Origin of the sequence: Rhodopseudomonas palustris, from assembly GCF_007005445.1 — a bacterium.
GTDB classification, from domain to species: Bacteria; Pseudomonadota; Alphaproteobacteria; order Rhizobiales; family Xanthobacteraceae; genus Rhodopseudomonas; species Rhodopseudomonas palustris_G.
On the sequence record NZ_CP041387.1, the window covers coordinates 4,033,255 to 4,054,489 of the forward strand.

20 protein-coding genes are annotated in these 21,235 nt (G+C 65.3%); 17 read left to right on the forward strand and 3 right to left on the reverse strand.

The features are described from left to right. Positions 1–62 precede the first annotated feature (62 nt). Positions 63–2,183 (forward strand): glycosyltransferase family 2 protein, encoded by a 2,121-nt coding sequence (locus tag FLL57_RS18540; RefSeq protein ID WP_142883649.1) that lies wholly within the window; start codon positions 63–65, stop codon positions 2,181–2,183. Here FLL57_RS18540 and FLL57_RS18545 read toward each other — a convergent pair. Both FLL57_RS18545 and FLL57_RS18550 read right to left on the reverse strand, forming a co-directional pair. After that, positions 2,134–2,733, reverse strand: a complete 600-nt coding sequence (locus FLL57_RS18545) for an SCO family protein (protein ID WP_142883650.1) — start codon at positions 2,731–2,733, stop codon at positions 2,134–2,136. The two genes, FLL57_RS18540 and FLL57_RS18545, sit on opposite strands and share 50 nt — an antisense overlap. A 206-nt stretch (positions 2,734–2,939) precedes the next feature. Next, a complete protein-coding gene (locus FLL57_RS18550) occupies positions 2,940–3,398 on the reverse strand; it encodes a hypothetical protein (protein WP_013504498.1) in 459 nt (152 codons plus the stop codon). Between the two features lie 740 nt (positions 3,399–4,138). Between FLL57_RS18550 and FLL57_RS18555 the strand changes: the two genes are divergently transcribed. Further along, positions 4,139–6,109 carry a methyl-accepting chemotaxis protein gene (locus FLL57_RS18555; protein ID WP_142883651.1) on the forward strand — a complete coding sequence of 657 codons (1,971 nt, stop codon included), beginning with the start codon at positions 4,139–4,141 and terminating at the stop codon, positions 6,107–6,109. 150 nt (positions 6,110–6,259) lie between these two features. Then, positions 6,260–6,637, forward strand: coding sequence for a hypothetical protein (locus FLL57_RS18560; RefSeq protein WP_142883652.1), 378 nt, complete (start codon positions 6,260–6,262; stop codon positions 6,635–6,637). 117 nt (positions 6,638–6,754) lie between these two features. Here the strand turns inward: FLL57_RS18560 and FLL57_RS18565 are convergent, their stop codons facing one another. Next, positions 6,755–7,918: an NADH:flavin oxidoreductase/NADH oxidase gene (locus FLL57_RS18565; RefSeq protein WP_142883653.1), complete on the reverse strand. Its 1,164-nt coding sequence runs from the start codon at positions 7,916–7,918 to the stop codon at positions 6,755–6,757. 163 nt (positions 7,919–8,081) lie between these two features. Between FLL57_RS18565 and FLL57_RS18570 the strand changes: the two genes are divergently transcribed. The 14 genes from FLL57_RS18570 to FLL57_RS18640 all read left to right on the forward strand — a co-directional run bounded on the left by FLL57_RS18570 (position 8,082) and on the right by FLL57_RS18640 (position 21,150). Further along, positions 8,082–9,080 (forward strand): Bug family tripartite tricarboxylate transporter substrate binding protein, encoded by a 999-nt coding sequence (locus FLL57_RS18570; protein WP_142883654.1) that lies wholly within the window; start codon positions 8,082–8,084, stop codon positions 9,078–9,080. A 22-nt stretch (positions 9,081–9,102) separates the two neighbouring features. Next, positions 9,103–10,005, forward strand: a complete 903-nt coding sequence (locus FLL57_RS18575; protein ID WP_142883655.1) for a LysR family transcriptional regulator — start codon at positions 9,103–9,105, stop codon at positions 10,003–10,005. A 126-nt stretch (positions 10,006–10,131) separates the two neighbouring features. After that, positions 10,132–11,250: a 4-oxalomesaconate tautomerase gene (locus tag FLL57_RS18580; RefSeq protein ID WP_142883656.1), complete on the forward strand. Its 1,119-nt coding sequence runs from the start codon at positions 10,132–10,134 to the stop codon at positions 11,248–11,250. A 165-nt stretch (positions 11,251–11,415) separates the two neighbouring features. Beyond that, positions 11,416–12,444 carry an amidohydrolase family protein gene (locus tag FLL57_RS18585; protein ID WP_142883657.1) on the forward strand — a complete coding sequence of 343 codons (1,029 nt, stop codon included), beginning with the start codon at positions 11,416–11,418 and terminating at the stop codon, positions 12,442–12,444. Positions 12,445–12,446: 2 nt separating this feature from the next. Then, positions 12,447–13,142 (forward strand): 4-carboxy-4-hydroxy-2-oxoadipate aldolase/oxaloacetate decarboxylase, encoded by a 696-nt coding sequence (gene ligK, locus FLL57_RS18590; RefSeq protein ID WP_142883658.1) that lies wholly within the window; start codon positions 12,447–12,449, stop codon positions 13,140–13,142. Beyond that, entirely contained in the window at positions 13,142–14,071 is a 930-nt protein-coding gene (locus tag FLL57_RS18595; RefSeq protein ID WP_142883659.1) for a DUF1932 domain-containing protein, read from the forward strand. Before ligK ends, FLL57_RS18595 begins: the two co-directional genes overlap by 1 nt. Positions 14,072–14,335: 264 nt before the next feature. Further along, entirely contained in the window at positions 14,336–15,250 is a 915-nt protein-coding gene (locus FLL57_RS18600; RefSeq protein WP_142883660.1) for an amidohydrolase family protein, read from the forward strand. A 125-nt stretch (positions 15,251–15,375) separates the two neighbouring features. Continuing rightward, on the forward strand, positions 15,376–15,765 hold the full coding sequence (ligA, locus tag FLL57_RS18605; RefSeq protein WP_142883661.1) for a protocatechuate 4,5-dioxygenase subunit alpha: 390 nt from the start codon (positions 15,376–15,378) through the stop codon (positions 15,763–15,765). Further along, positions 15,765–16,619 (forward strand): class III extradiol dioxygenase subunit beta, encoded by an 855-nt coding sequence (locus FLL57_RS18610; protein ID WP_142883662.1) that lies wholly within the window; start codon positions 15,765–15,767, stop codon positions 16,617–16,619. Before ligA ends, FLL57_RS18610 begins: the two co-directional genes overlap by 1 nt. A gap of 1 nt (position 16,620) precedes the next feature. Then, positions 16,621–17,580 (forward strand): Gfo/Idh/MocA family oxidoreductase, encoded by a 960-nt coding sequence (locus FLL57_RS18615; protein WP_142883663.1) that lies wholly within the window; start codon positions 16,621–16,623, stop codon positions 17,578–17,580. A 190-nt stretch (positions 17,581–17,770) separates the two neighbouring features. After that, positions 17,771–18,196 carry a hypothetical protein gene (locus FLL57_RS18620; RefSeq protein WP_235677168.1) on the forward strand — a complete coding sequence of 142 codons (426 nt, stop codon included), beginning with the start codon at positions 17,771–17,773 and terminating at the stop codon, positions 18,194–18,196. Between the two features lie 94 nt (positions 18,197–18,290). Beyond that, the gene (hisE, locus tag FLL57_RS18625; RefSeq protein ID WP_047308892.1) at positions 18,291–18,683 is read left to right on the forward strand and encodes a phosphoribosyl-ATP diphosphatase; all 393 of its coding nucleotides are present in this window, start codon (positions 18,291–18,293) and stop codon (positions 18,681–18,683) included. Positions 18,684–18,752: 69 nt separating this feature from the next. Further along, positions 18,753–19,334, forward strand: a complete 582-nt coding sequence (locus FLL57_RS18630) for a YqaA family protein (protein WP_013504514.1) — start codon at positions 18,753–18,755, stop codon at positions 19,332–19,334. Between the two features lie 847 nt (positions 19,335–20,181). Continuing rightward, a complete protein-coding gene (locus FLL57_RS18640; protein ID WP_142883664.1) occupies positions 20,182–21,150 on the forward strand; it encodes an NAD(P)H-dependent flavin oxidoreductase in 969 nt (322 codons plus the stop codon). Positions 21,151–21,235 lie beyond the last annotated feature (85 nt).

The following is a 21,235-nucleotide window of genomic DNA, read 5'->3' on the forward strand; positions in this document are numbered from 1 at the left end:
CACCGGCGGTCTTATAGACCATCCGACGCGGGAGGCGAGTGTCGTTTGCGTAAGGGCGTGCCATGGTCGTGACCGACCGCGCCGGACTGCACGATACGATGACGGGGCGGCGCGGCGATGATGGGGCGACGCCGTCATGGCCCGAACGGCTCCGCTTCCCGGTGGCCCGGCCGACCGGATTCAGCGGGCATGATGATGATCCCGGCAACGATTGCGGTGGTGATCACCGCGATGATCGCGGCGGCGGCCCGACCGACAGCGTCGGCTCGCGGGACGATACGACGCCGGAACTCGACTGCCTGCGCCACGTGCTGGCCCCTGCGCTGCTGCAAGCGGCGGCGCGGCGCGGATACGATCTCCAGATCGGTGCCGATCGCGTTCTGATCCACCACGGGCTGATCGACGAGGGATCGTATCTGCGGCATTTGTCCCACGCGCTCAGCCTCGATATCGAGGAGTTCGACGAGCGCCGCCGCGCCGACTGCCCGCTGAGCGACGCACAGATCCCCGCCGCGGCGGCCGCCGGGATCACTCCGCTGCGCCTGAACGGCGATCTGGTTTGGGTGCTGGCTCCGCAGCGCCTGACGAGCCGCGGACTGTGCCTGCTGCTGGCGAGGTTTCCGGAAACGCGGCCGAGGCTGCGACTATCCTCGGCCGTCGCCCAACAGAACTTCCTCGCCAAGTACGGCGCATCGGCGCTGACTGAAACTTCTTGTGCCGAGTTGCAGCGGCGGTTTCCGGCCCTGTCGGCAGCGCCGCCGCACACACCGCTGTGGCGGCAGCGCCTGCAACGCGGCGGCTGCGTGGCCGCCGTGATGGTCCTGCCGCTGTGCCTGGACCCGGAGGTCACCACGGCTTTTCTGGCAATCTGGTTCATCGGCTTCGCCGGCCTGCGGCTGCTGGCCAGCCTGTGGCCGCGTCGGGCTCCGCCGATCTCCGTGCGGCGCCCCGACGCCGACCTGCCGGTCTACACCGTGGTGGCGGCGCTGTATCGCGAGGCCGACTCGGTCGGACCGCTGGTCGAGGCACTCGAAGCGCTCGACTATCCGCCCGAAAAGCTCGATCTGATTCTGGTGATCGAGCCCGACGACCTTTTCACTCGTGCGGCTCTGGCACGGCTAAAGCCGCGACCGCATCTGCGGGTGCTCATCGCGCCTGCGGTCGAGCCAAAGACCAAACCCAAGGCTCTCAACTATGCGCTGGCGTTCGCGCGCGGCAGCTTCATCGCAGTGTTCGACGCCGAGGACCGACCGGACCCGGGTCAGTTGCGTGCGGCACTCGCAGCGTTCGACGGCGCCGGCCGCGAGACCGCCTGCGTGCAGGCCAGCCTGTGCATCGACAATCTAACCCATAGCTGGCTGTCGCGCACCTTTCTGGCCGAATATGCCGGCCAGTTCGATCTGTTTCTGCCCGGCCTCGCCGCGCTCGGCCTGCCGCTGCCGCTCGGAGGTTCCTCGAATCATTTCCGCACCGACGTGCTGCGGGCCATCGGTGCCTGGGATCCGCACAATGTTACTGAAGACGCCGATCTGGGATTCCGGCTCGCCCGGCTCGGTTATCGCTGTGGCACCTTCGCATCGACCACATATGAAGAGGCGCCGCTCACGTTCGGCAATTGGCTTCGGCAGCGCTCGCGCTGGATGAAGGGCTGGATCCAGACCTGGGAGGTGCACATGCGCCACCCTCTGCGGCTGTGGCGCGAGACCGGCATCCGCGGCGTCCTCGCCCTCAACCTGCTGCTCGGCGGCAACGTGCTGTCGGCGCTGGCCTATCCGCTGCTCCTGATGATCGGGCTGATGCCTGCGGCAGATTGGGCGGATTCGTCGCCGAACTGGCTGGCTGCGGACACGCCCACGGCATTGCACTGGCTTGCAATCTCGTCCGGCGTGGCATCGACTATCGTGGTCGGCCTGCTCGGTCTGGTGCGTCGGCGACAATGGCGGCATGCCGGCGTGCTGATGTTGACGCCGCTGTACTGGCTGTGCCTGTCGATCGCCGCCTGGCGGGCGCTCGCGCACTACGTCTGGTGCCCATACCGATGGGACAAGACCCAACATGGCGTCGCCAGCCGTCCGCACCCGCTGGCACCGAAGGCATCTGCCTGGCGGCGTCGATGGCGGCGTTCAGAGGCCGCTACAGATACCGCTTCAGATCGGCCGCAGCCTCCTCGGGCTTGCGCTTGATGTTGAAGGGCGCGACGAAATTGCCGGACTTGTCCATCAGATAGATCAGCGCGGTGTGATCCATCGTGTAATCGCCGTCCTTGAGCGGAACTTTCTTGGCATAGACCCGATAGCCCTTTTCGATCTTCTCGATGGCCTCCGGCGTTCCGACCAGCCCCTTCAGATGCGGATCGAAACTCGACAGATAGTCCTTCATCGATTGTGGCGTGTCGCGCTCGGGATCGACCGAGACGAAATAGGCGTTGATTCGATCGGCGTCGCTGCCCATCGCAGCGAGTACCTGCGACAGTTCAAACAACGAGGTCGGACAGACGTCGGGGCAGCGGGTGAAACCGAAGAAGATCAGCGTCGGCTTACCCTTCATGCTCTGTTCGGTGACGATCTGGCCGTTGTGATCGGTAAGCCGGAATGGGCCGCCGATCGTCGCCGGCGCCGAAATCTTCTGCAAGCCACCGAGCAGCCACAGCACGACCACGAGACCGACAATCAGGCTGCCGGCGAAGGCGGCGACGATCACGAGCGGACGGATGGATTTGGCTTGTGCAGACATCGGCAGTGTCCTTCCGAACTCGGACCGGCCGAGGTGGCGGCGTGCCTGCCGGGCCGGAGCGAGGTGCGGATCGAACCGCACTGCTGCCCCCAATAGAGCGCCCGGCAGCGGCGGGCAAGCCGCCGCCCCGCCGCGCAGATCACGTCATGCGGAGAACGAGCCGCCACGGCCGGAGGGGACGAGAAAGGGGCGTCGGCGCAGAGACGTCAGCGGCCGGCTTGCGCCTGCGCGTCCATGTAACAGGGGCGGTACATCGACATCAATTGCTTGCCGCGCAGGAAGATCATGTGGCGCGTCAGGCCGCCCCGCTTCGAGATCCAACGGCGGATGTTGACCGGATACATCGTGTACAGCATCTGCGTCGCCTCGGCGTTGGTGACGGCGTTGCCGTTGGAGCCGAGATCCCATGCCGCGTGGAAACCGAGATTGGCCCGAGACGTCACGCAGATCTTATCGTGCGGGACCGCACCTAGCACGATGGTGCAGGCCGACGCGCAGAGCCCGTCGATCATGACGGTTTCGCCGGAGCTGCGCAGCGACTGGTATTTGTCGACATAGGTTCCGATTCGGCCACCACGATCGTCGGCGATTCGCACCATCGCCTGGCTCGACGCCACGCCGGCCAGCAGCAGCACGGCCGCGAGCATCCCCGTGAACAGTCTCATGGCTCCCCCACCGATCCCCGCCACGAACCCGCAGACCGCGCGACCTCGCAACAACGGCAGGGTGATTTCCGATCAGAGCTTTGTCCAGATCGACGGCGGACTCGGGGGCAATTTCAGAACGAGTGTTGCCCGCAGGATGCACTGAGGCTTCGCGAGGTCCCAAACTGAAACAGCGCAAGCCCGGGCATGGAACACGCCCCCCAAGGTTCCGTCTCGGCGTCGCGCGGCCTCGGAAGAGTCGTCGGTCCATCCAGCCCGAATCCGAATGAGCAGATCCGGGACCGGCCTGAACAGGTGACCGGCGGGGAAGGCAGCGCGCGGCCCCGACGTCCGCTCGATCCGATCCCGTCCCCGCCCGACGAGCCACCACCCGATTTGAGTTAGTAGCGCGGCGGAGCCCGACACTTGCGTCGAAGGGAGGCCAATTAGTTCACGGTCATGGAACCGTCATAATGGCTGTTGCGACGCTCTCGCGAAAACTAATCGTCCGACTTCGGACAACTACCGGAATTCCCGTATTGCGTGAGAATTTAAGGCAACCTTAGCACCAGGTGGTCCATGCTTAGTTCATTACGACAGGACGGTATTCGAATCCGGAGAGACTTCGGACGGAGCGGTCGACAGCCATCCGACAGCGCCGCGACGACACAGACCAAACGCCATACAGCGGCTCGCTGTTGGCCAGCCACCGCAACATCTCAGATCATCGTTCTCCAACAATCGAACCCTCGGGATTCTCCATGTCTCTTCGTCTCGGTCTCACGCCCAAGATCAACTCGATCGCCCTGGTCGGCATCGCCGGCGTTCTCGCCTTCGGCGTGCTGTATATGGTCGGGACGTCCTCGCAGGATGCCGCCAACTTGATTGATGAACGCGCGCGCACGCTCGGCGACAGCAACGCGAAACTGCAGATCGCCCTGCTCGAGCAACGTCGCGCCGAGAAGAACTTCATGCTGCGCAAGGACGAGCAATATCTCGGGCTGTTTCAGCAGAGCGGGCGGGCCGCCGCCGACACGCTGGCCGACATGATCCGGCAGACCGAGGCGACCGGCCAGAGCGAGCTGACCCGGAGCTTGCGGGCGGTGCAGGCCGGGTTCGAGACGTATCAGCGCCAGTTCGGCACACTCGCCGATGCGACCGTGAAGCTCGGCCTCAAGGAAGACGCTGGTCTGGAGGGCAGCCTGCGGAGCTCGGTCCATGACGTCGAAAAGGCGATCGGCAGCTTCGACTCGCCGTCGCTGATGGTGACGATGCTGATGATGCGCCGGCACGAAAAGGACTTCATGCTTCGCCGCAACCCGAAATACGGCGACGAAATGAAGAAGCGCTCCGCCGAATTCACCAGGGAGCTCGCGGCCTCCGATCTGCCCGAGGCGGCCAAGGCAGAGATCGCCAGGAAGCTCGCCGCATATCAGCGCGACTTCTCGTCCTGGATGGAGGGCGCCCTCGCGCTGGATCGTGCCGAGAACGAAATGGTGAAGACCTATCGATCGCTGCAGCCGGCGCTCGACGACCTGTTCAGCACGGTGCGGCAGCAGGCCGAACGCGCCAAGACGATGGCGCTGACGGCGCGCCAGACGACCGAACACCGGATGCAGCTCGCGATCATCGCCATCATCCTGGCCGTGATGGTGCTCGGCATCTGGATCGCACGCTCGATAACCAAGCCGCTCAGCGGGCTGAACACTGGCATCCGCCGGCTCGGCGACGGCGAACTCGATCTGGTGTTGCCGGCCCTGCAGCGCAGCGACGAAATCGGCGACATGGCCCGCGCAGTGGAATCCTGCAAGCTGAAGGCACAGGAGCGTGCCGCAGCCGAGGCTGCAGCCCAGGCCGAACAGGACCGGCTGGCGGCGCAGCAGCGCAAGCGCGAGATGATCGCGCTGGCCGACCAGTTCGAAAGCGCGGTCGGCGAAATCGTCGAGACGGTGTCGTCGGCCTCGACCGAACTCGAAGCCTCGGCCACGACGCTGACCTCGACCGCCGACCACGCCCAGCAATTCACCAACCTGGTCGCCGCGGCCTCCGAAGAGGCGTCCACCAACGTGCAATCGGTCGCCTCGGCGAGCGAGGAAATGGCGTCGTCGGTCAACGAGATCAGTCGGCAGGTGCAAGAATCGGCCCGCATCGCCAGCGAGGCGGTCACCCAGGCCGAGGCCACCAATGAACGGGTCAGCCACTTGTCCGAAGCCGCGGCGCGGATTGGCGACGTCGTCGAACTGATCAACTCGATCGCCTCGCAGACCAACCTGCTGGCACTCAATGCCACCATCGAGGCGGCGCGCGCCGGCGAGGCCGGCCGCGGCTTCGCCGTGGTCGCGGCCGAGGTCAAGCAACTCGCCGAACAGACCGCCAAGGCCACCGAACAGATCAGTCAGCAGGTCGGCGGCATCCAGAGCGCAACCGATCAGTCCGCGACCGCGATCCGCCAGATCGGCGACACCATCGCGCGGATGTCGGAAATCGCCGCGACCATCGCATCCGCAGTAGAAGAACAGGGAGCCGCGACCCAGGAGATTTCGCGCAACGTGCATCACGCCGCCGAAGGCGCCCATCAGGTGTCGGTGAACATCGTCGAGGTCCAGCACGGCGCCACAGCCACCGGCTCCGCTTCGGCGCAAGTGCTCACGGCAGCGCAATCGCTGGCCCATGACAGCACCCGGCTGAAGGACGAGGTCGCCCGCTTCCTCCGAACGGTGCGAGCGGCGTAGTCGACGCCGCACTGCCGATTGATGACCAAGTGGTTACCACGCCGCGGCGTTAATGAACTTCGTAAAGGTTGATTCTGCTCGGTCGTTGACGGGCGTCGCGATTGCAACCAATCATCCGGCGATAGTCATTTCAGGCGCTGAGGAACGTCAATGTCTCGCTTGTCCGCCGCTTTACTCGCTTCCGCCGTCGTCGCCGGCGCGGCCGTCGCGCTCCCGACCGCCGCCTCCGCTTGCTACGGCTGCGCGCCCCCGCCGTGTTACGGCTGCTATCAGCAGCAATACGTAGCTCCGGAGTACCGCACCGTCGAGGAGACCGTGATGGTGGCGCCCGGCCGCGTCGTCGCTCATCGCGTCCCGCCGCAGTACCGCACCGTGATGGTGCCGAAGACCGTGATGGTGTCGCCCGGCGGTGTCGCCTACGAACGCATTCCGCCGCAATTCGCAACCCGCGAGCGGGTCGAGATAGTGTCGCCGGGCTACAGCTACTACGCGCCGGTGCGCCCGCGCTGCGGCGGCTGCGGCTGGTAACGGCTCGCGGTGATGTCGTAGCGACTAGCGCTACGCGCCGCGGCACTCGCAATCGCAATGTCGCGGCCGGGACAACGAGCCCCGGCCCTTGACGTGCGAGCCGGCCCGCCCGCTCTCTCAGCTTCGCCGGAACGGCAGCTTCGGTCCGTCGAGCCTGCGCAGCCCCGGCTCGCGCCGTTCCAGCCACCAGCCGTATTGCTTCGGCCAGTCGGCGAACGCCTCGTCGCCTTCGGTGAGTTCGAGCTGGGCGTGAAGCGCCCAATTCGGGTCGAACAGCGCCTCGCGGCCGATCGCGATCAGATCGGCCTGCCCCTGCTCGACGATATTCTCCGCCTGATCCGGATGGACGATCAGCCCGACCGCGATGGTCGGGATCTCGGCCTCGGTCCGGATGGTTTCGGCGAACGGCACCTGGAAGCCGTAGCCGCGGGGAATCCGGTTGGCGGTCGCCGATCCGAGTAGTCCGCCTGACGAACAATCGATGATGTCGGCGCCGCGCGCCTTGGCCTCGCGCGCGAACACCACCGAATCCTGCAGTTCGATGCCGCCTTCGACGCCGTCGACCGACGATACCCGCACCGCCAGCGGCAGCGTGTCGGGCCAGGCGGCCCGCACCGTCCCGAGCACTTCCAGCGGAAACCGCATCCGCCCGGCGCGATCGCCGCCATAGGCGTCGGTGCGCTGGTTCGACAACGGCGACAGAAACGAGTGCAACAGGTAACCGTGGGCGCAATGCACTTCGAGCATCTCGAACCCAGCCTCGACCGCCCGCAGGGTCGCGCTGCGCCAGGCGTCGAGCAGATGATCGAGATCGCGATCAGTCAACTCCTGCGGCGTCAGCCAGCCGTCGTCCATCGGGATCGCGCTCGGCGCCACGATATCCCACGGCTGGTCACCGCGGGCGGCGTCCTCGGCGGTCAGAGCGGCGTTGCCGTACCACGGCCGCTGCATGCTCGCCTTGCGGCCAGCGTGGGCGAGTTGGATCGCCGGCACCGCACCGTTGTCGCGCAGGAAGGCGGCGATGCGCTCCAGCGGCCGGATCTGGTCGTCGTTCCACAACCCGAGATCGCCGTGGGTGATGCGGCCGTTGGCGGTGACCGCGGTGGCCTCGACCATCACGATTCCGGCGCCGCCCTGGGCGAATTTGCCCAGATGCACCAGATGCCAATCACTAGCCACCCCATCGACCGCGGAGTACTGGCACATCGGCGAGATCAGGATGCGGTTTTTCGCGGTGATGCCGCGCAGGGTGATCGGACGAAACAGCGGCGGCAATGACATCAGGACTCCACAACGTTCCTCGAAAGACTTCTTCAGTCGGGCGGCTTCACGGCTCAGCGCCGGACCGTCCCGTTCGTTGGGATCGATTCTGACGATCCGGCAGGATCAGGTCAATTGCCGGTGGCCGCTGTGAAATCCCGCGCGTTTGGACTATCGTCGCGCCATGAGCTTGATCCGTCGCATTGTTTTGTCCCGCCGGGCTGTCCTGACGGTCGCCGTCGGCATTCTGACCGCACCGCTGGCTGCACCGGCTGTGGGCGCCGAAGGCTTGTATCCGAGCCGCCCGGTGCGGATCGTGCTGCCGTTCGCCGCCGGCGGCGTCGCCGACATCACCGCCAGGCTGATCGCCGATCGGCTCGGCACCAAGCTCGGCCAGCGGTTCTACGTCGAGAACCAGCCGGGCGCGGGCGGGATCGCCGCGGCACGCACGGTGATCTCGGCGCCGCCGGACGGCACGACGCTGGCGCTGCTGTCGAACGGCACGGCGATCAGCGTGTCGCTGTTCAAGAAGCTGCCGTTCGACCCGATCAAGGATTTCGTGCCGATTTCCACGCTGGGAACGTTTGATTTCCTGTTCGCCGTCCGCGCCGATTCAAAGTTCAAGACGCTGGACGAGTTCATCAAGGCGGCGAAGCAGAAACCTGGCGCGCTCAATGTCGGCATCATCAACGCCGGCAGCACGCAAAATCTCGCCGCCGAGCTGTTCAAGACCGCAGCCGGTGCAGATTTCATGATCATGCCGTATCGCGGAACTCCCGACGTGATGGTGTCGCTGCTGCAAGGCTCCGTCGACCTGACGATCGACAGCTATTCGGCACTCAAGGGCAACCTCGCCGACGGCAAGATCCGGGCGCTGGCGGCGACCGGACCGCTGCGCTCCAAGATCACGCCCGACATCGCAACGTTGCGTGAAAGCGGCATCGAGGCCAGCATCGAATCCTGGAACGGGCTGTTCGCGCCGGCCGGAACGCCGCCTGCGGTGATCAGCGCCTTGAACACCGCGCTCCAGGAAATCCTGGCCGAGCCGGCCCTGAAGAAGAAGCTGCTCGAGCTCGGCATCGACGCCAAGCCCTCGACGCCGGAGCAGCTCGCGGCACGGCTGCGCACCGATATAGACAAATGGCGCGTGGTGATCGAGCAGTCGGGGATCGAACGGCAATAGCGGCGGGGCCCGCAATCAGGCGATGAACCTCAAGCAGCTCGAATATTTCATGCACGTCGCCGAGCTGGGCTCGTTCAGCAAGGCCGCGATGGTGCTGGACGTCGCCCAGCCGGCGCTGAGCAGGCAGGTGCGCGGGCTGGAGACCGAGCTGCGCCAGCAACTGTTCTTGCGCAACGGCCGCGGCGTGGCGCTGACCGAAGCCGGGCGCAGGCTGTTCGACCATTCGGTCGCGATCATGCAGATGGTCGCCCACGCGCGCGAAGACCTTGGCGCCAGCCGCGACGCGCCGGTCGGCCGCGTCACCATCGGTCTGCCTCCCTCGATCGCCCGCCAGCTCACGTTGCCCCTGATCGAGCATTTCAAACGCGCGCTGCCGGCGGCCCGGCTGGCGATCGTCGAGGGACTGTCGTCGCACATCATCGAATGGGTCACCACCGGCCGCGCCGATGTCGGTCTGGTCTACAATCCGGACGCCCAATCCGGCATCGAGATCACGCCCCTGCTGCAGGAACCGCTCGGGCTGGTCAGCTACGCGCCGGCCGGCAAGCGCCGCATTGCCGCGGCACCGCTTCCGTTCGAGGATCTGTCGAAATATCCGCTGATCGTCCCCGAACGGGTGCACGCGATGCGCCGGCTGCTGGAGAACGAGGCGGCGCTCGCAGGGGTCAAGCTCGACATAGCCTGGGAGGTGTCGAGCGTGCCGTCGATCATCGAGCTGGTGTGCGCCGGGCACGGACACGCGGTGCTGACACGGAGCGGCGTCGCGGCCTCGCCGCGCGCGGCCGAACTGGTGATGCGTCCGCTGGTCGATCCGGCACCGGCAAGCGCGCTGTGCCTGGTGGTATCGGCGACGCGGCGGCCGACTCCGCTCGCGCAGCACGCCATGCGGGTGCTGACCGATCTGGTGCGGGCGCTGCCGACCTGATTTCGGCTCACGGTTTTCGGCGCGGACGCTTGCCATGCCGGAAGCCGATAGCTGTTATAGACCACCCGCCGTGGCGCCGGTCAGGCCGCCCGGCCAAAATAGCAACAACAATCCGGAAGGAAACGAATGCAAACCGCCATTCCCTGCCTGTTCATGCGCGGCGGGACCTCACGCGGCCCCTTCTTCAATGCAGCCGACCTGCCGAACGACATCGCCTCCCGCGACAAGGTGCTGCTCGCGGTGATGGGCTCGCCCGATCGCCGTCAGATCGACGGGCTCGGCGGCGCCCATCCGCTCACCAGCAAGGTCGGCATCGTTTCCAAAGGATCGAAGCCCGGCGTCGATCTCGATTTCCTTTTCGCACAGTTGCAGCCGGACAAAGACACGGTCGATACCACGCCGAACTGCGGCAACATGCTGGCCGCCGTCGTCCCATTCGCGCTCGAAACCGGCATGATCAAGCCGCAGGGAGACACCACCACGCTGCGGGTGCTGACGCTGAACACCGACATGCAGTGCGACATCACGGTGCAGACCCCGGATGGCCACGTCTCCTACGACGGTGATGCGCGGATCGACGGCGCGCCGGGCACCTCGGCGCCGATCAAGATCAACTTTCTCGATACCGCGGGCTCGGTCGCGCCCGGCCTGCTGCCGACCGGCAATGTCCGCGACGTCATCGACGGCGTCGAAGTGACCTGCATCGACAACGGCATGCCGCTGGTGATGTTTCGGGCCGAAGCGGTGGGCCGCACCGGCTATGAGGGCGTCGCCCAGCTCAACGCCGACACCGATCTCAAGGCGCGGCTGGAGAAGCTGCGGATCGCCTGCGGCCACGCGATGCAGCTCGGCGACGTCACGTCCAAGAACTATCCGAAGATGACGCTGATTTCGGCGCCGCGCGCCGGCGGCAGCATCTCGACCCGCAGCTTCATCCCGCACGTCTGCCACGACGCGATCGGCGTGCTCGCCGCCGTGACGGTGGCGACCGCCTGCGTGCTGAAAGGCAGCGTCACCGAAGGCATCGCGCAGGTACCCGACGGCAGCGTCAAGCAGATCTCGGTCGAGCATCCGACCGGCGAGTTCTCGGTCGAGATCGAGGTCGATCCGGACAATCCGCAAAACGTCACCCGCGCCGCCCTGCTGCGCACCGCACGTCTGATCATGCGCGGCGAAGCGATGGTGCCGGGCTCGGTGTGGGGCGGGACGCAGACCAGCGACGCAGCGCTGCGGCGCGCGGGGTGAAACAACGACGAAACTGGAACGCGTATCGATGCTCGCTGAGTTAGCGAGCGGGGCATAAACAACAGGCGTCATGCGCGGGCTTGACCCGCGCATCCATCTTCAGAAGAGCGATGGATTGCCGGGTCAAGCCCGGCAATGACGAAGAACAAGCAGTTAGGACACCCGATGATCATCGACATTCACGGCCACTACACCACCGCGCCGAAGGCGCTGGAGGATTGGCGCAACCGGCAGATCGCCGGCATCAAGGATCCGTCCGTGATGCCGAAAGTGTCCGAGCTGAAGATTTCGGACGACGAGCTGCGCGCCTCGATCATAGACAACCAGCTCAAGAAGATGCAGGAGCGCGGCAGCGACCTGACGGTGTTCTCGCCGCGCGCCTCGTTCATGGCGCACCACATCGGCGACTTCAACGTCTCGTCGACCTGGGCGGCGATCTGCAACGAGCTGTGCTACCGCGTCTCGCAACTCTTCCCCGACAACTTCATCGGCGCCGCGATGCTGCCGCAGTCGCCGGGCGTGGACCCGAAGACCTGCATTCCCGAGCTTGAAAAGTGCGTCAAGGAGTACGGCTTCGTCGCCATCAACCTCAATCCCGATCCGTCGGGCGGGCACTGGACCTCGCCGCCGCTGACCGACCGTGTCTGGTATCCGATCTACGAGAAGATGGTCGAGCTGCAGATCCCGGCGATGATCCACGTCTCCACAAGTTGCAACGCCTGCTTCCACACCACCGGCGCGCATTATCTCAACGCCGACACCACCGCCTTCATGCAGTGCGTCGCCGGCGACCTGTTCAAGGATTTCCCGGAGCTGAAATTCATCATTCCGCACGGCGGCGGCGCGGTGCCGTATCACTGGGGCCGTTTCCGCGGCCTGGCGCAGGAGATGAAGAAGCCGCTGCTCGAGGACCATGTCCTCAACAACATCTTCTTCGACACCTGCGTGTATCACCAGCCGGGCATCGACCTCCTCAACACCGTGATTCCGGTCGACAACGTGCTGTTCGCCTCGGAGATGATCGGCGCGGTGCGCGGCATCGATCCGCGGACCGGCTTCTATTACGACGACACCAAGCGCTACATCGAGGCGTCGACCATTCTGACGCCGGAAGAGAAGCAGCAGATCTACGAAGGCAACGCCCGCCGCGTCTATCCGCGGCTCGATGCCGCGCTCAAGGCGAAGGGTAAGTAACAATGACCATGCGGATGAACGATCTCGGCATCGTCAAGCGCAACATCGGCCGCGCCGACAAGGCGGCGACCACGAAGCTGTCGCGCTTCGGCGTCGCTACCGTGCACGAGGCGATGGGCCGCGTCGGCCTGATGGCACCGTACATGCGCCCGATCTATTCCGGCGCGCATATCTGCGGCACCGCCGTCACCGTGCTGCTGCAGCCGGGCGACAACTGGATGATGCACGTCGTCGCCGAACAGATTCAGCCCGGCGACGTCGTGGTCGCGGCCTGCACGGCGGATTCGACCGACGGCTTCTTCGGCGACCTGCTGGCCACCAGCTTCCGCGCCCGCGGCGCGCTCGGCCTGATCATCGACGCCGGCGTGCGCGACGTCCGCGATCTCACCGAAATGAAATTCCCGGTTTGGTCGAAGGCGATCCACGCCAAGGGCACCGTCAAGGCGACGCTCGGCTCGGTCAACATTCCGGTGGTTTGCGCCGGCGCGCATGTCACGCCGGGCGATGTGGTGATCGCCGATGACGACGGCGTCGTGGTGGTGCCGGCCGCGGTCGCGCAGATGGCGGCTGACGCCGCCGAAGCCCGCGAGGCCAACGAAGCCGACAAGCGCGCCAAGCTGGCGTCGGGCGTGCTCGGCCTCGACATGTACAAAATGCGCGAACCGCTGGAACAAGCCGGCCTGAAGTACATCGACTGATGAGCAGCGATCCGAAACAGTGGCGCATCGGGATCGTCGGCTATGGCGAGGTCGGCAAGATTCTCGCCGAGGATCTGCGCGCCCAGGGCGTCAAGGTCGCGGCCTATGACGTCAAGCTCGCCGACGACCGCGGCGGGCCGCTGCGCGAGCATGCCAGCCGCCACGGCGTGACGCTGACGACGTCGCACGCCGATCTGGCGGCGCGCACCGACTTCCTGATCTCCGCCGTGACGGCGAGCCAAACGGTGGCGGTCGCTGAAGCCTGCGCGGCGGCGCTCAATCAAGGCACCTGGTTTCTCGACTTCAACTCGGCGTCGCCCGGCGCCAAGCAGCGCGCAGCGGCGCTGATCGACGGCGAACAGGGCCGCTACGTCGAAGGCGCAGTGATGACCTCGGTGCCGCCCTATCGGATCAAGGTGCCGCTGCTGCTCGGCGGCGCGCATGCGGCCGAACTGGCGCCGCTGCTGGGCGCGCTCGGCTTCGCCGCCACGCCGGCGAGCGACCAACTCGGCGTCGCCTCGGCGACCAAGATGTGCCGCAGCATCATGATCAAGGGGCTGGAGGCCATGGTGATCGAGAGCTTCACCACCGCCCGCGCCTACGGCGTCGAGGACGCGGTGATCGCTTCGCTTGCCGAGACGTTTCCGCAGATCGATTGGGAGAAGCAGGGTGCCTACTTCTTCCAGCGCGTCATCGAACACGGACGCCGCCGCGCCGAGGAAGTCCGCGAGGTCGCCGAGACAGTGCGCGAGGCCGGCCTGACGCCGTGGTCGGCGCAGGGCACCGCAGAGCGGCAGGCCTGGGTGGCGGATCTGGCGGATGAAGGTCTGTTTGGTGCGCGCGGGGATAAGGCGTTCGCGCGAAGTAGCGACTGGCGGATCGAGGCTGATCGGATTCTGGCGAAGGCGAAGAACGAGACGAAGACGTAATTCCGCAGGATTGGCGGCGAAGCGGTCTTACTAATTAACCGAAGCGCTCCTGGTCCCCCTCCCCCTTGCGGGGAGGGTCGGCCGAGCGAAGCGGAGGCCGGGGTGGGGGTCCACGAGTCGCAGTGCTCGTGGACCCCCACCCCCGACCCCTCCCCGCAAGGGGGAGGGGAGATGAGAGGCCGAGGCTGAACACACAATGACTTCAACGAGCGCTCACTTGAATAGCGCTGACTCGAACCGACGCTTATTGAGACGAGTAACGGAATGAAATTCGAAAAGACCCCGGGATGGCTGGACTGGTACCAAGGCCCCTCGAAGCCGACCTTCAAGGTGCCGGCGGGCGCAGTGGACGCGCATTGCCATGTGTTCGGGCCGGGCGACGAGTTTCCGTTCGCGCCGGAGCGCAAATACACGCCGTGCGATGCGTCGAAGCAACAACTCTATGCGCTGCGCGACCATCTTGGCTTTTCCCGCAACGTCGTGGTGCAGGCGACCTGCCACGGCGCCGATAACCGGGCGATGGTCGACGCGTTGATCCATTCGAACGGCAAGGCCCGCGGTGTCGCGACGGTTCGCCGCAGCGCCACCGACGACGAATTGAAATCGATGCATGATGCTGGCGTGCGCGGCGTGCGCTTCAACTTCGTGAAAAGGCTGGTCGACTTCACCCCGAAGGACGAACTGATCGAGATCGCCGAGCGGATCAAGCAGTTCGGCTGGCATGTCGTGATCTATTTCGAGGCGATCGACCTGCCGGAACTGTGGGACTTCTTCACCGCGCTGCCGACCATTGTGGTGGTTGATCACATGGGGCGGCCGGACGTCACCAAGCCGGTCGACGGTCCGGAGTTCGAGCTGTTCGTCCGTTTCATGCGCGAGCACCATAACGTCTGGTCGAAGGTGAGCTGCCCGGAGCGACTGTCGGTGTCCGGCCCGCCGGCTTTGCACGGCCAACAGAACGCCTATCGCGACGTGGTGCCGTTCGCCCGCCGCATCGTCGAGACCTTCCCGGATCGCGTGCTGTGGGGAACCGACTGGCCGCATCCGAACCTGAAGGACCACATGCCCGACGACGGCCTGCTGGTCGACTTCATCCCGCACATCGCGACCACGCCGGAACTTCAACGCAAACTACTGGTCGACAACCCGATGCGGCTATACTGGCCGGAGGAGAAGTAACACCGTCATGCCCGCGCTTGTCCCGGGCATCCACGAAAGCGGACGCTCCGCAACAAGAACGTGGATGGCCGGGACAAGCCCGGCCATGACGAGCTAATAACATGGAACACAGAGGAGACCCCGCCATGCCCCTCGAAAAACCCTACAAGGATGTGCCCGGCACCACGATCTTCGATGCCGACATGTCGCGCCAGGGCTATCATCTGAACCAGTTTTGTATGTCGCTGATGAAGGCCGAGAACCGCACCCGCTTCAAGGCGGACGAGCGCGCCTATCTCGACGAGTGGCCGATGACCGAGGAGCAGAAACAGGCGGTGCTCGATCGCGATCTCAACCGCTGCATCGCGCTCGGCGGCAACATCTATTTCCTCGCCAAGATCGGCGCGACCGACGGCAAGAGCTTCCAGCAGATGGCCGGCTCGATGACCGGGATGACCGAAGAGGAATATCGCAACATGATGGTCGGCGGCGGCCGTCCGATCGACGGCAACCGCTACGTCGGGGAGAAGAAGTAATGGCCCGCATCACCGCCAGCGTTTACACCTCGCACGTCCCGGCCATCGGCGCCGCGATCGACATGCAGAAGACCGGCGAAGACTACTGGAAGCCGGTGTTCAAGGGTTACGAGTTCTCCAAAGAGTGGCTCAAGGATCAGAAGCCCGACGTGATCTTCCTGGTGTTCAACGATCACGCCACCGCCTTCAGCCTCGACCTGATCCCGACCTTCGCGATCGGCACCGCGACGGAATATCAACCGGCTGACGAAGGCTGGGGGCCGCGCCCGGTGCCGAAGGTGATCGGCCATCCGCGGCTCGCCGCGCATATTGCCCAGTCGGTGATCCAGGACGATTTCGATCTCACCATCGTCAACAAGATGGACGTCGACCACGGCCTCACCGTCCCGCTCAGCCTGATGTGCGGCGAGCCGCAGGCCTGGCCCTGCCCGGTGATCCCGTTCGCCGTCAACGTCGTGCAATATCCGGTGCCGTCGGGCCGGCGCTGCTACATGCTCGGCCAGGCGATCGGCCGCGCCATCCGGTCCTACGACGAAGACATCAACGTGCAGATCTGGGGCACTGGCGGCATGAGTCACCAACTCCAGGGGCCGCGCGCCGGCCTGATCAACCGCGAATGGGACAACGCCTTCCTCGATCTGCTGATCAATGACCCCGATGGGCTGTCGAAGAAGCCGCATATCGACTACGTCCGCGAGGCTGGCTCCGAAGGCATCGAGCTGGTGATGTGGCTGATCGCGCGCGGCGCGATGAGCGATGTCGCCGGCGGCCCCAAACCCAAGGTCGCCCACCGTTTCTACCACGTCCCGGCCAGCAACACTGCGGTCGGCCACCTCATTCTGGAGAACGCCTGACATGGCAAAGACGATCAAGGTCGCCCTCGCGGGAGCGGGTGCGTTCGGCATCAAGCATCTCGACGGCATCAAGAACATCGACGGCGTCGAGGTGGTGTCGCTGATCGGCCGCCGGCTGGAGCCGACCCAGGAAGTCGCCAAGAAGTACGGCATCGAGCACGTCTCGACCGAACTGTCCGACGCGCTGGCGATCAAAGAGGTCGATGCCGTCATCCTCTGCACGCCGACCCAGATGCATGCGCAGCAGGGCATCGACTGTTTGCGCGCCGGCAAGCACGTCCAGGTCGAAATCCCGCTGGCGGATTCGCTGGCTGACGCGCAGGCGGTGGTCGATCTGCAGAAGCAGACCGGGCTGGTGGCGATGTGCGGCCACACCCGGCGGTTCAATCCGAGCCATCAATACGTGCACAACAAGATCAAGGCCGGCGAGCTGAACGTCCAGCAGATGGATGTGCAGACCTACTTCTTCCGCCGCACCAACATGAACGCCCTCGGCCAGCCGCGGAGCTGGACCGACCACCTGCTGTGGCACCACGCCGCCCACACCGTCGATCTGTTCGCCTATCAGGCCGGATCAAAGATCGTGAAGGCCAACGCCGTGCAGGGCCCGATCCATCCCGATCTCGGCATCGCGATGGACATGTCGATCCAGCTCAAGGCAGAAAACGGTGCGATCTGCACGCTGTCGCTGTCGTTCAACAACGACGGGCCGCTCGGCACCTTCTTCCGCTACATCTGCGACAACGGCACCTACATCGCCCGCTACGACGATCTGGTGAACGGCAAGGAAGAGAAGATCGACGTCTCCAAGGTCGACGTCTCGATGAACGGCATCGAGCTGCAGGACCGCGAGTTCTTCGCCGCGATCCGCGAAGGCCGTGAACCCAATGCCAGCGTCGCCCAGGTGCTGCCGTGCTACCAGGTGCTGCACGATCTCGATCAGCATCTCGCCAAGGGCTGATTCCGCTGCCGCCCTGTCGGCTTCCTCGCGACCGAATGGCCGGGCCCACCCCGGCCATTTGCTTTTTCCGCGCGAGCATCCCTGCGCCGCAGCGAGCCGCCGACCCTTGTGTTTCCGAGGCGGAACCTTAGTTGAATGGCAGCGGTTGTCTCGCCGATCGACCAGACAACCCGTCAGGCGGAGGATGACGATGCACAAGCGCAAATCCCTGTTGCCGTTGGGCGGCCGTGCCGTTGCGATTCTGGTTGCCGTCGCGATGGCGGTCCCGACGCTGCAGCCCGCGGCGGCCTTGGCCGCGACTCCCACCAAATTGCAGACCGCCTTCCCCGTGGCCGAACCGCTCACCGACTTCAGTGCCGCCAAGAAGCGTCGCCATGTCCGGCGCGGCGGAAACAGTGGCAATGCGGCCGCTGCCGCGGCCTTTGTCGGGATTGTCGGCACCATCGGCGCAATCGCCGCTGCTCAGGCCAGGCGCGACGCCTATGAGAGCCGCTACCGCTATTACTATGGCCCAGGTCCGGCCTACTATGGCGGGCCGGGTTACTATGGGGGGCCACGTTATATGGCGCACCCTACGGCCCACGACCGTACTATTACGGCTACTGAGCAGACTTGACGCAGACCGATGACGCCGCCGTCCCTTCTAAAGAGGGACGGCGCAGCCGAGTTGCGTTTACACGTCTGACATCGATTTGAACTAGGCTGTTTCAATGACTGATTCGCTCGAGCGCCTGTATCAGGCCGTGCTGGCGGCGCGGGATCTCGATCCTGCGACGTCGCGAACGGCTCGGCTGTTTCAGCGCGGCTCCGGCAAGATGGCCAAGAAACTGGCCGAAGAGGCGATCGAAGTGGTGATCGACGCCGTCAACGGCAATCGCGAGGCAGTGATCCGCGAAAGCGCGGATCTGCTGTACAATCTCACGGTGCTGTGGGCTTCGGCCGGCGTCCGCCCCGAGGACGTCTGGGACGAAATGCGGCGCCGGGAGAATCTGCTCGGCATCGCCGAGAAGCTGCCGAAGTCGCGGGTCGAGATCGCCAAGCCGCCGATCGCCCGCCCGCCCCGCCGTCCCGTCGCCCAGCAGGCGGTGCGCAAGCGCCGCTAAAACCGTTCTCCAGCATCTGTGCTTTTTGCGCCATGGACAAACGGTCGATGGAGTGGTTGATCGCGCGTCATGCTGCGCAAAATCTACGACTGGTGCATCGACGCCGCCCACAAGCCCTACGCTCTGTGGATCCTCGGAATGGTCTCCTTCGCGGAGAGTTCGTTCTTCCCGATCCCGCCGGACGTCATGCTGATTCCGATGTCGCTGGCACGGCCGGAACGGGCATGGTTTTACGCCGGGCTGTGCACCATCACCTCGGTCGCGGGCGGCGTGGTCGGCTATCTGATCGGCGCCGTGCTGTACGATTCGGTCGGCCATTGGCTGATCCAGCTCTATGGCTACGGCGACAAGGTCGAGGCCTTTCGCGCCGGCTATGCGCAATGGGGCGCCTGGATCATCCTGCTCAAGGGCCTGACACCGATCCCCTACAAGCTGGTGACGATCACCTCCGGTTTCGCCGGCTACGACATCTGGTCGTTCATCCTGTTCTCGATCATCGCTCGCGGCGGCCGGTTCTTCGTCGTGGCCATCGTGCTGAACCGCTACGGCGTGGTGATCCGAGAGCAGATCGAAAAGCGGCTCGGCCTGTGGGTGACGATCGGCGCGGTCGTGCTGGTGCTCGGCTTCGTGGTCGCTCTCAAGCTGGTCTAGCAACGGTTCCGGTGACCCGTCTTCTCTCCGCCGGCACATCGGCGTAGGCTGGGACATGCTTGTATTGAACCGCATGTTGCGCCGGCGTCTGGCGGCGCGATGCATCTGCGTTGCCGCAGCCGCGGTGCTGCTCGCGACCCTCGCCAGCGCGCCCGCAGCGGCGCAGCTTTCCGCGGCGCCGCCAGCCGACCGGGCGCCACCGTCTCCTCCGTCGCAGTCGGACAATCCCGGTCTGGTCGACGAAATCCAAAAGCTCCTGAAGGCTCCCTCGTCGCTCCTGCCGTCGACCTCGCTGCTGCCATCGTTTGGAAGCGACAACAAAGACTCGCCGCAGCCGGCGCCCGCCAGTCCGGCGCCCCAGCAGAGTCCGCCAGGTTCGCCGCCGCAAGCAGGGCCGCCATCACTTCCGCCGCCTTCAGCTTCCGCGCCCTCGGCTTCGCCGACACCGCCCCCAACACAATCCTCGCCAATGGTGCCGGCGATGGTCAGCGGGCATCAGGTCTGTCCGGTGGTCCCTGGCAGCGGACCAAACTGCCAAGCGGCCGCCGACATCCTGTGCCGATCAAAGGGCTATCGCCTCGGCAACAGCCTCGGCGTCGATTCCACAGAGAAGTGCTCGGCTAAGGTGCTGATCCCCGGACGGCCGCGCGAGCCGGGCGATTGCCGCACCGAAAATTTCGTCACACGGGCATGGTGCCAATAGGCGGCGCCCGATTCCTGCGACGAAACGCACGCTTGCGTCGAAACGCTGCGAATTCGGCAAATCGTAGCTTGCAGGCCGGTTCCTCGCTTGCTTTTGTGTCGCCGCGGCCGCGCCGCCAAACACAACAAACAAGGAGAAACTCGAATGCCCATGCCTGCATTGTTCAAGGGCCGCCTGTCGGTTCCGGTGATCGGCTCACCGCTGTTCATCATCTCGGGTCCCGAGCTGGTGATCGCACAATGCAAGGCCGGCGTGGTCGGGTCGTTTCCGGCGCTGAATGCGCGCCCGGCCGCGCTGCTCGACGAATGGCTGCACCAGATCAGGGAAGAACTCGCCGCCTACGACAAGGCTCATCCGGAGCGTCCGTCGGCGCCGTTCGCCGTCAACCAGATCGTGCACAAATCCAACAACCGGCTCGATGCCGACCTCGCGCTGTGTGAAAAGCACAAGGTGCCGATGCTGATCACCTCGCTCGGTGCCCGCGAGGAGCTGAACCAGGCCGCGCACAATTGGGGAGGCATCGTCTTCCACGACGTCATCAATCAGAAGTTCGCCCACAAGGCTGTCGAGAAAGGCGCCGACGGCCTGATCCTGGTCGCGGCGGGCGCCGGCGGCCATGCTGGTACGCAATCGCCGTTCGCCTTCGTCACCGAGACGTGCGCCTGGTACAATGGTCCGATCGCCCTGTCGGGCGCGATCGCCAATGGCCGCGCGATCCGTGCCGCCCGCGTGCTCGGGGCCGACTTCGCCTATATCGGCTCGGCCTTCATCGCCACCAAGGAAGCCAACGCGGTCGAGCGCTACAAGGAGATGATTACCACCTCCGGCGCCGACGACATCGTGTACTCGAACCTGTTCACCGGCGTGCACGGCAACTATCTGAAGCCGTCGATCGTCGCGGCGGGGATGGACCCGGACAACCTCGAACAATCCGATCCGTCGAAGATGAACTTCGGCACCGACGAAGCCGGAGAACGCGCCAAACCGAAGGCGTGGAAGGAGATCTGGGGCGCAGGCCAGGGCATCGGCAGCATCAACGAAGTGCTGCCCGCCGGCGAACTGATTGCCCGCTTCAAGAAGGAATACGACGAGGCGATCGACCCGCCGCTGTGAGGCGATAACCGTCGTCTCCTCTGCTCACCCGGTCATTGCGAGGAGTGCAACGACGAAGCAATCCAGCTCCGTGCGCCGGCCCTGG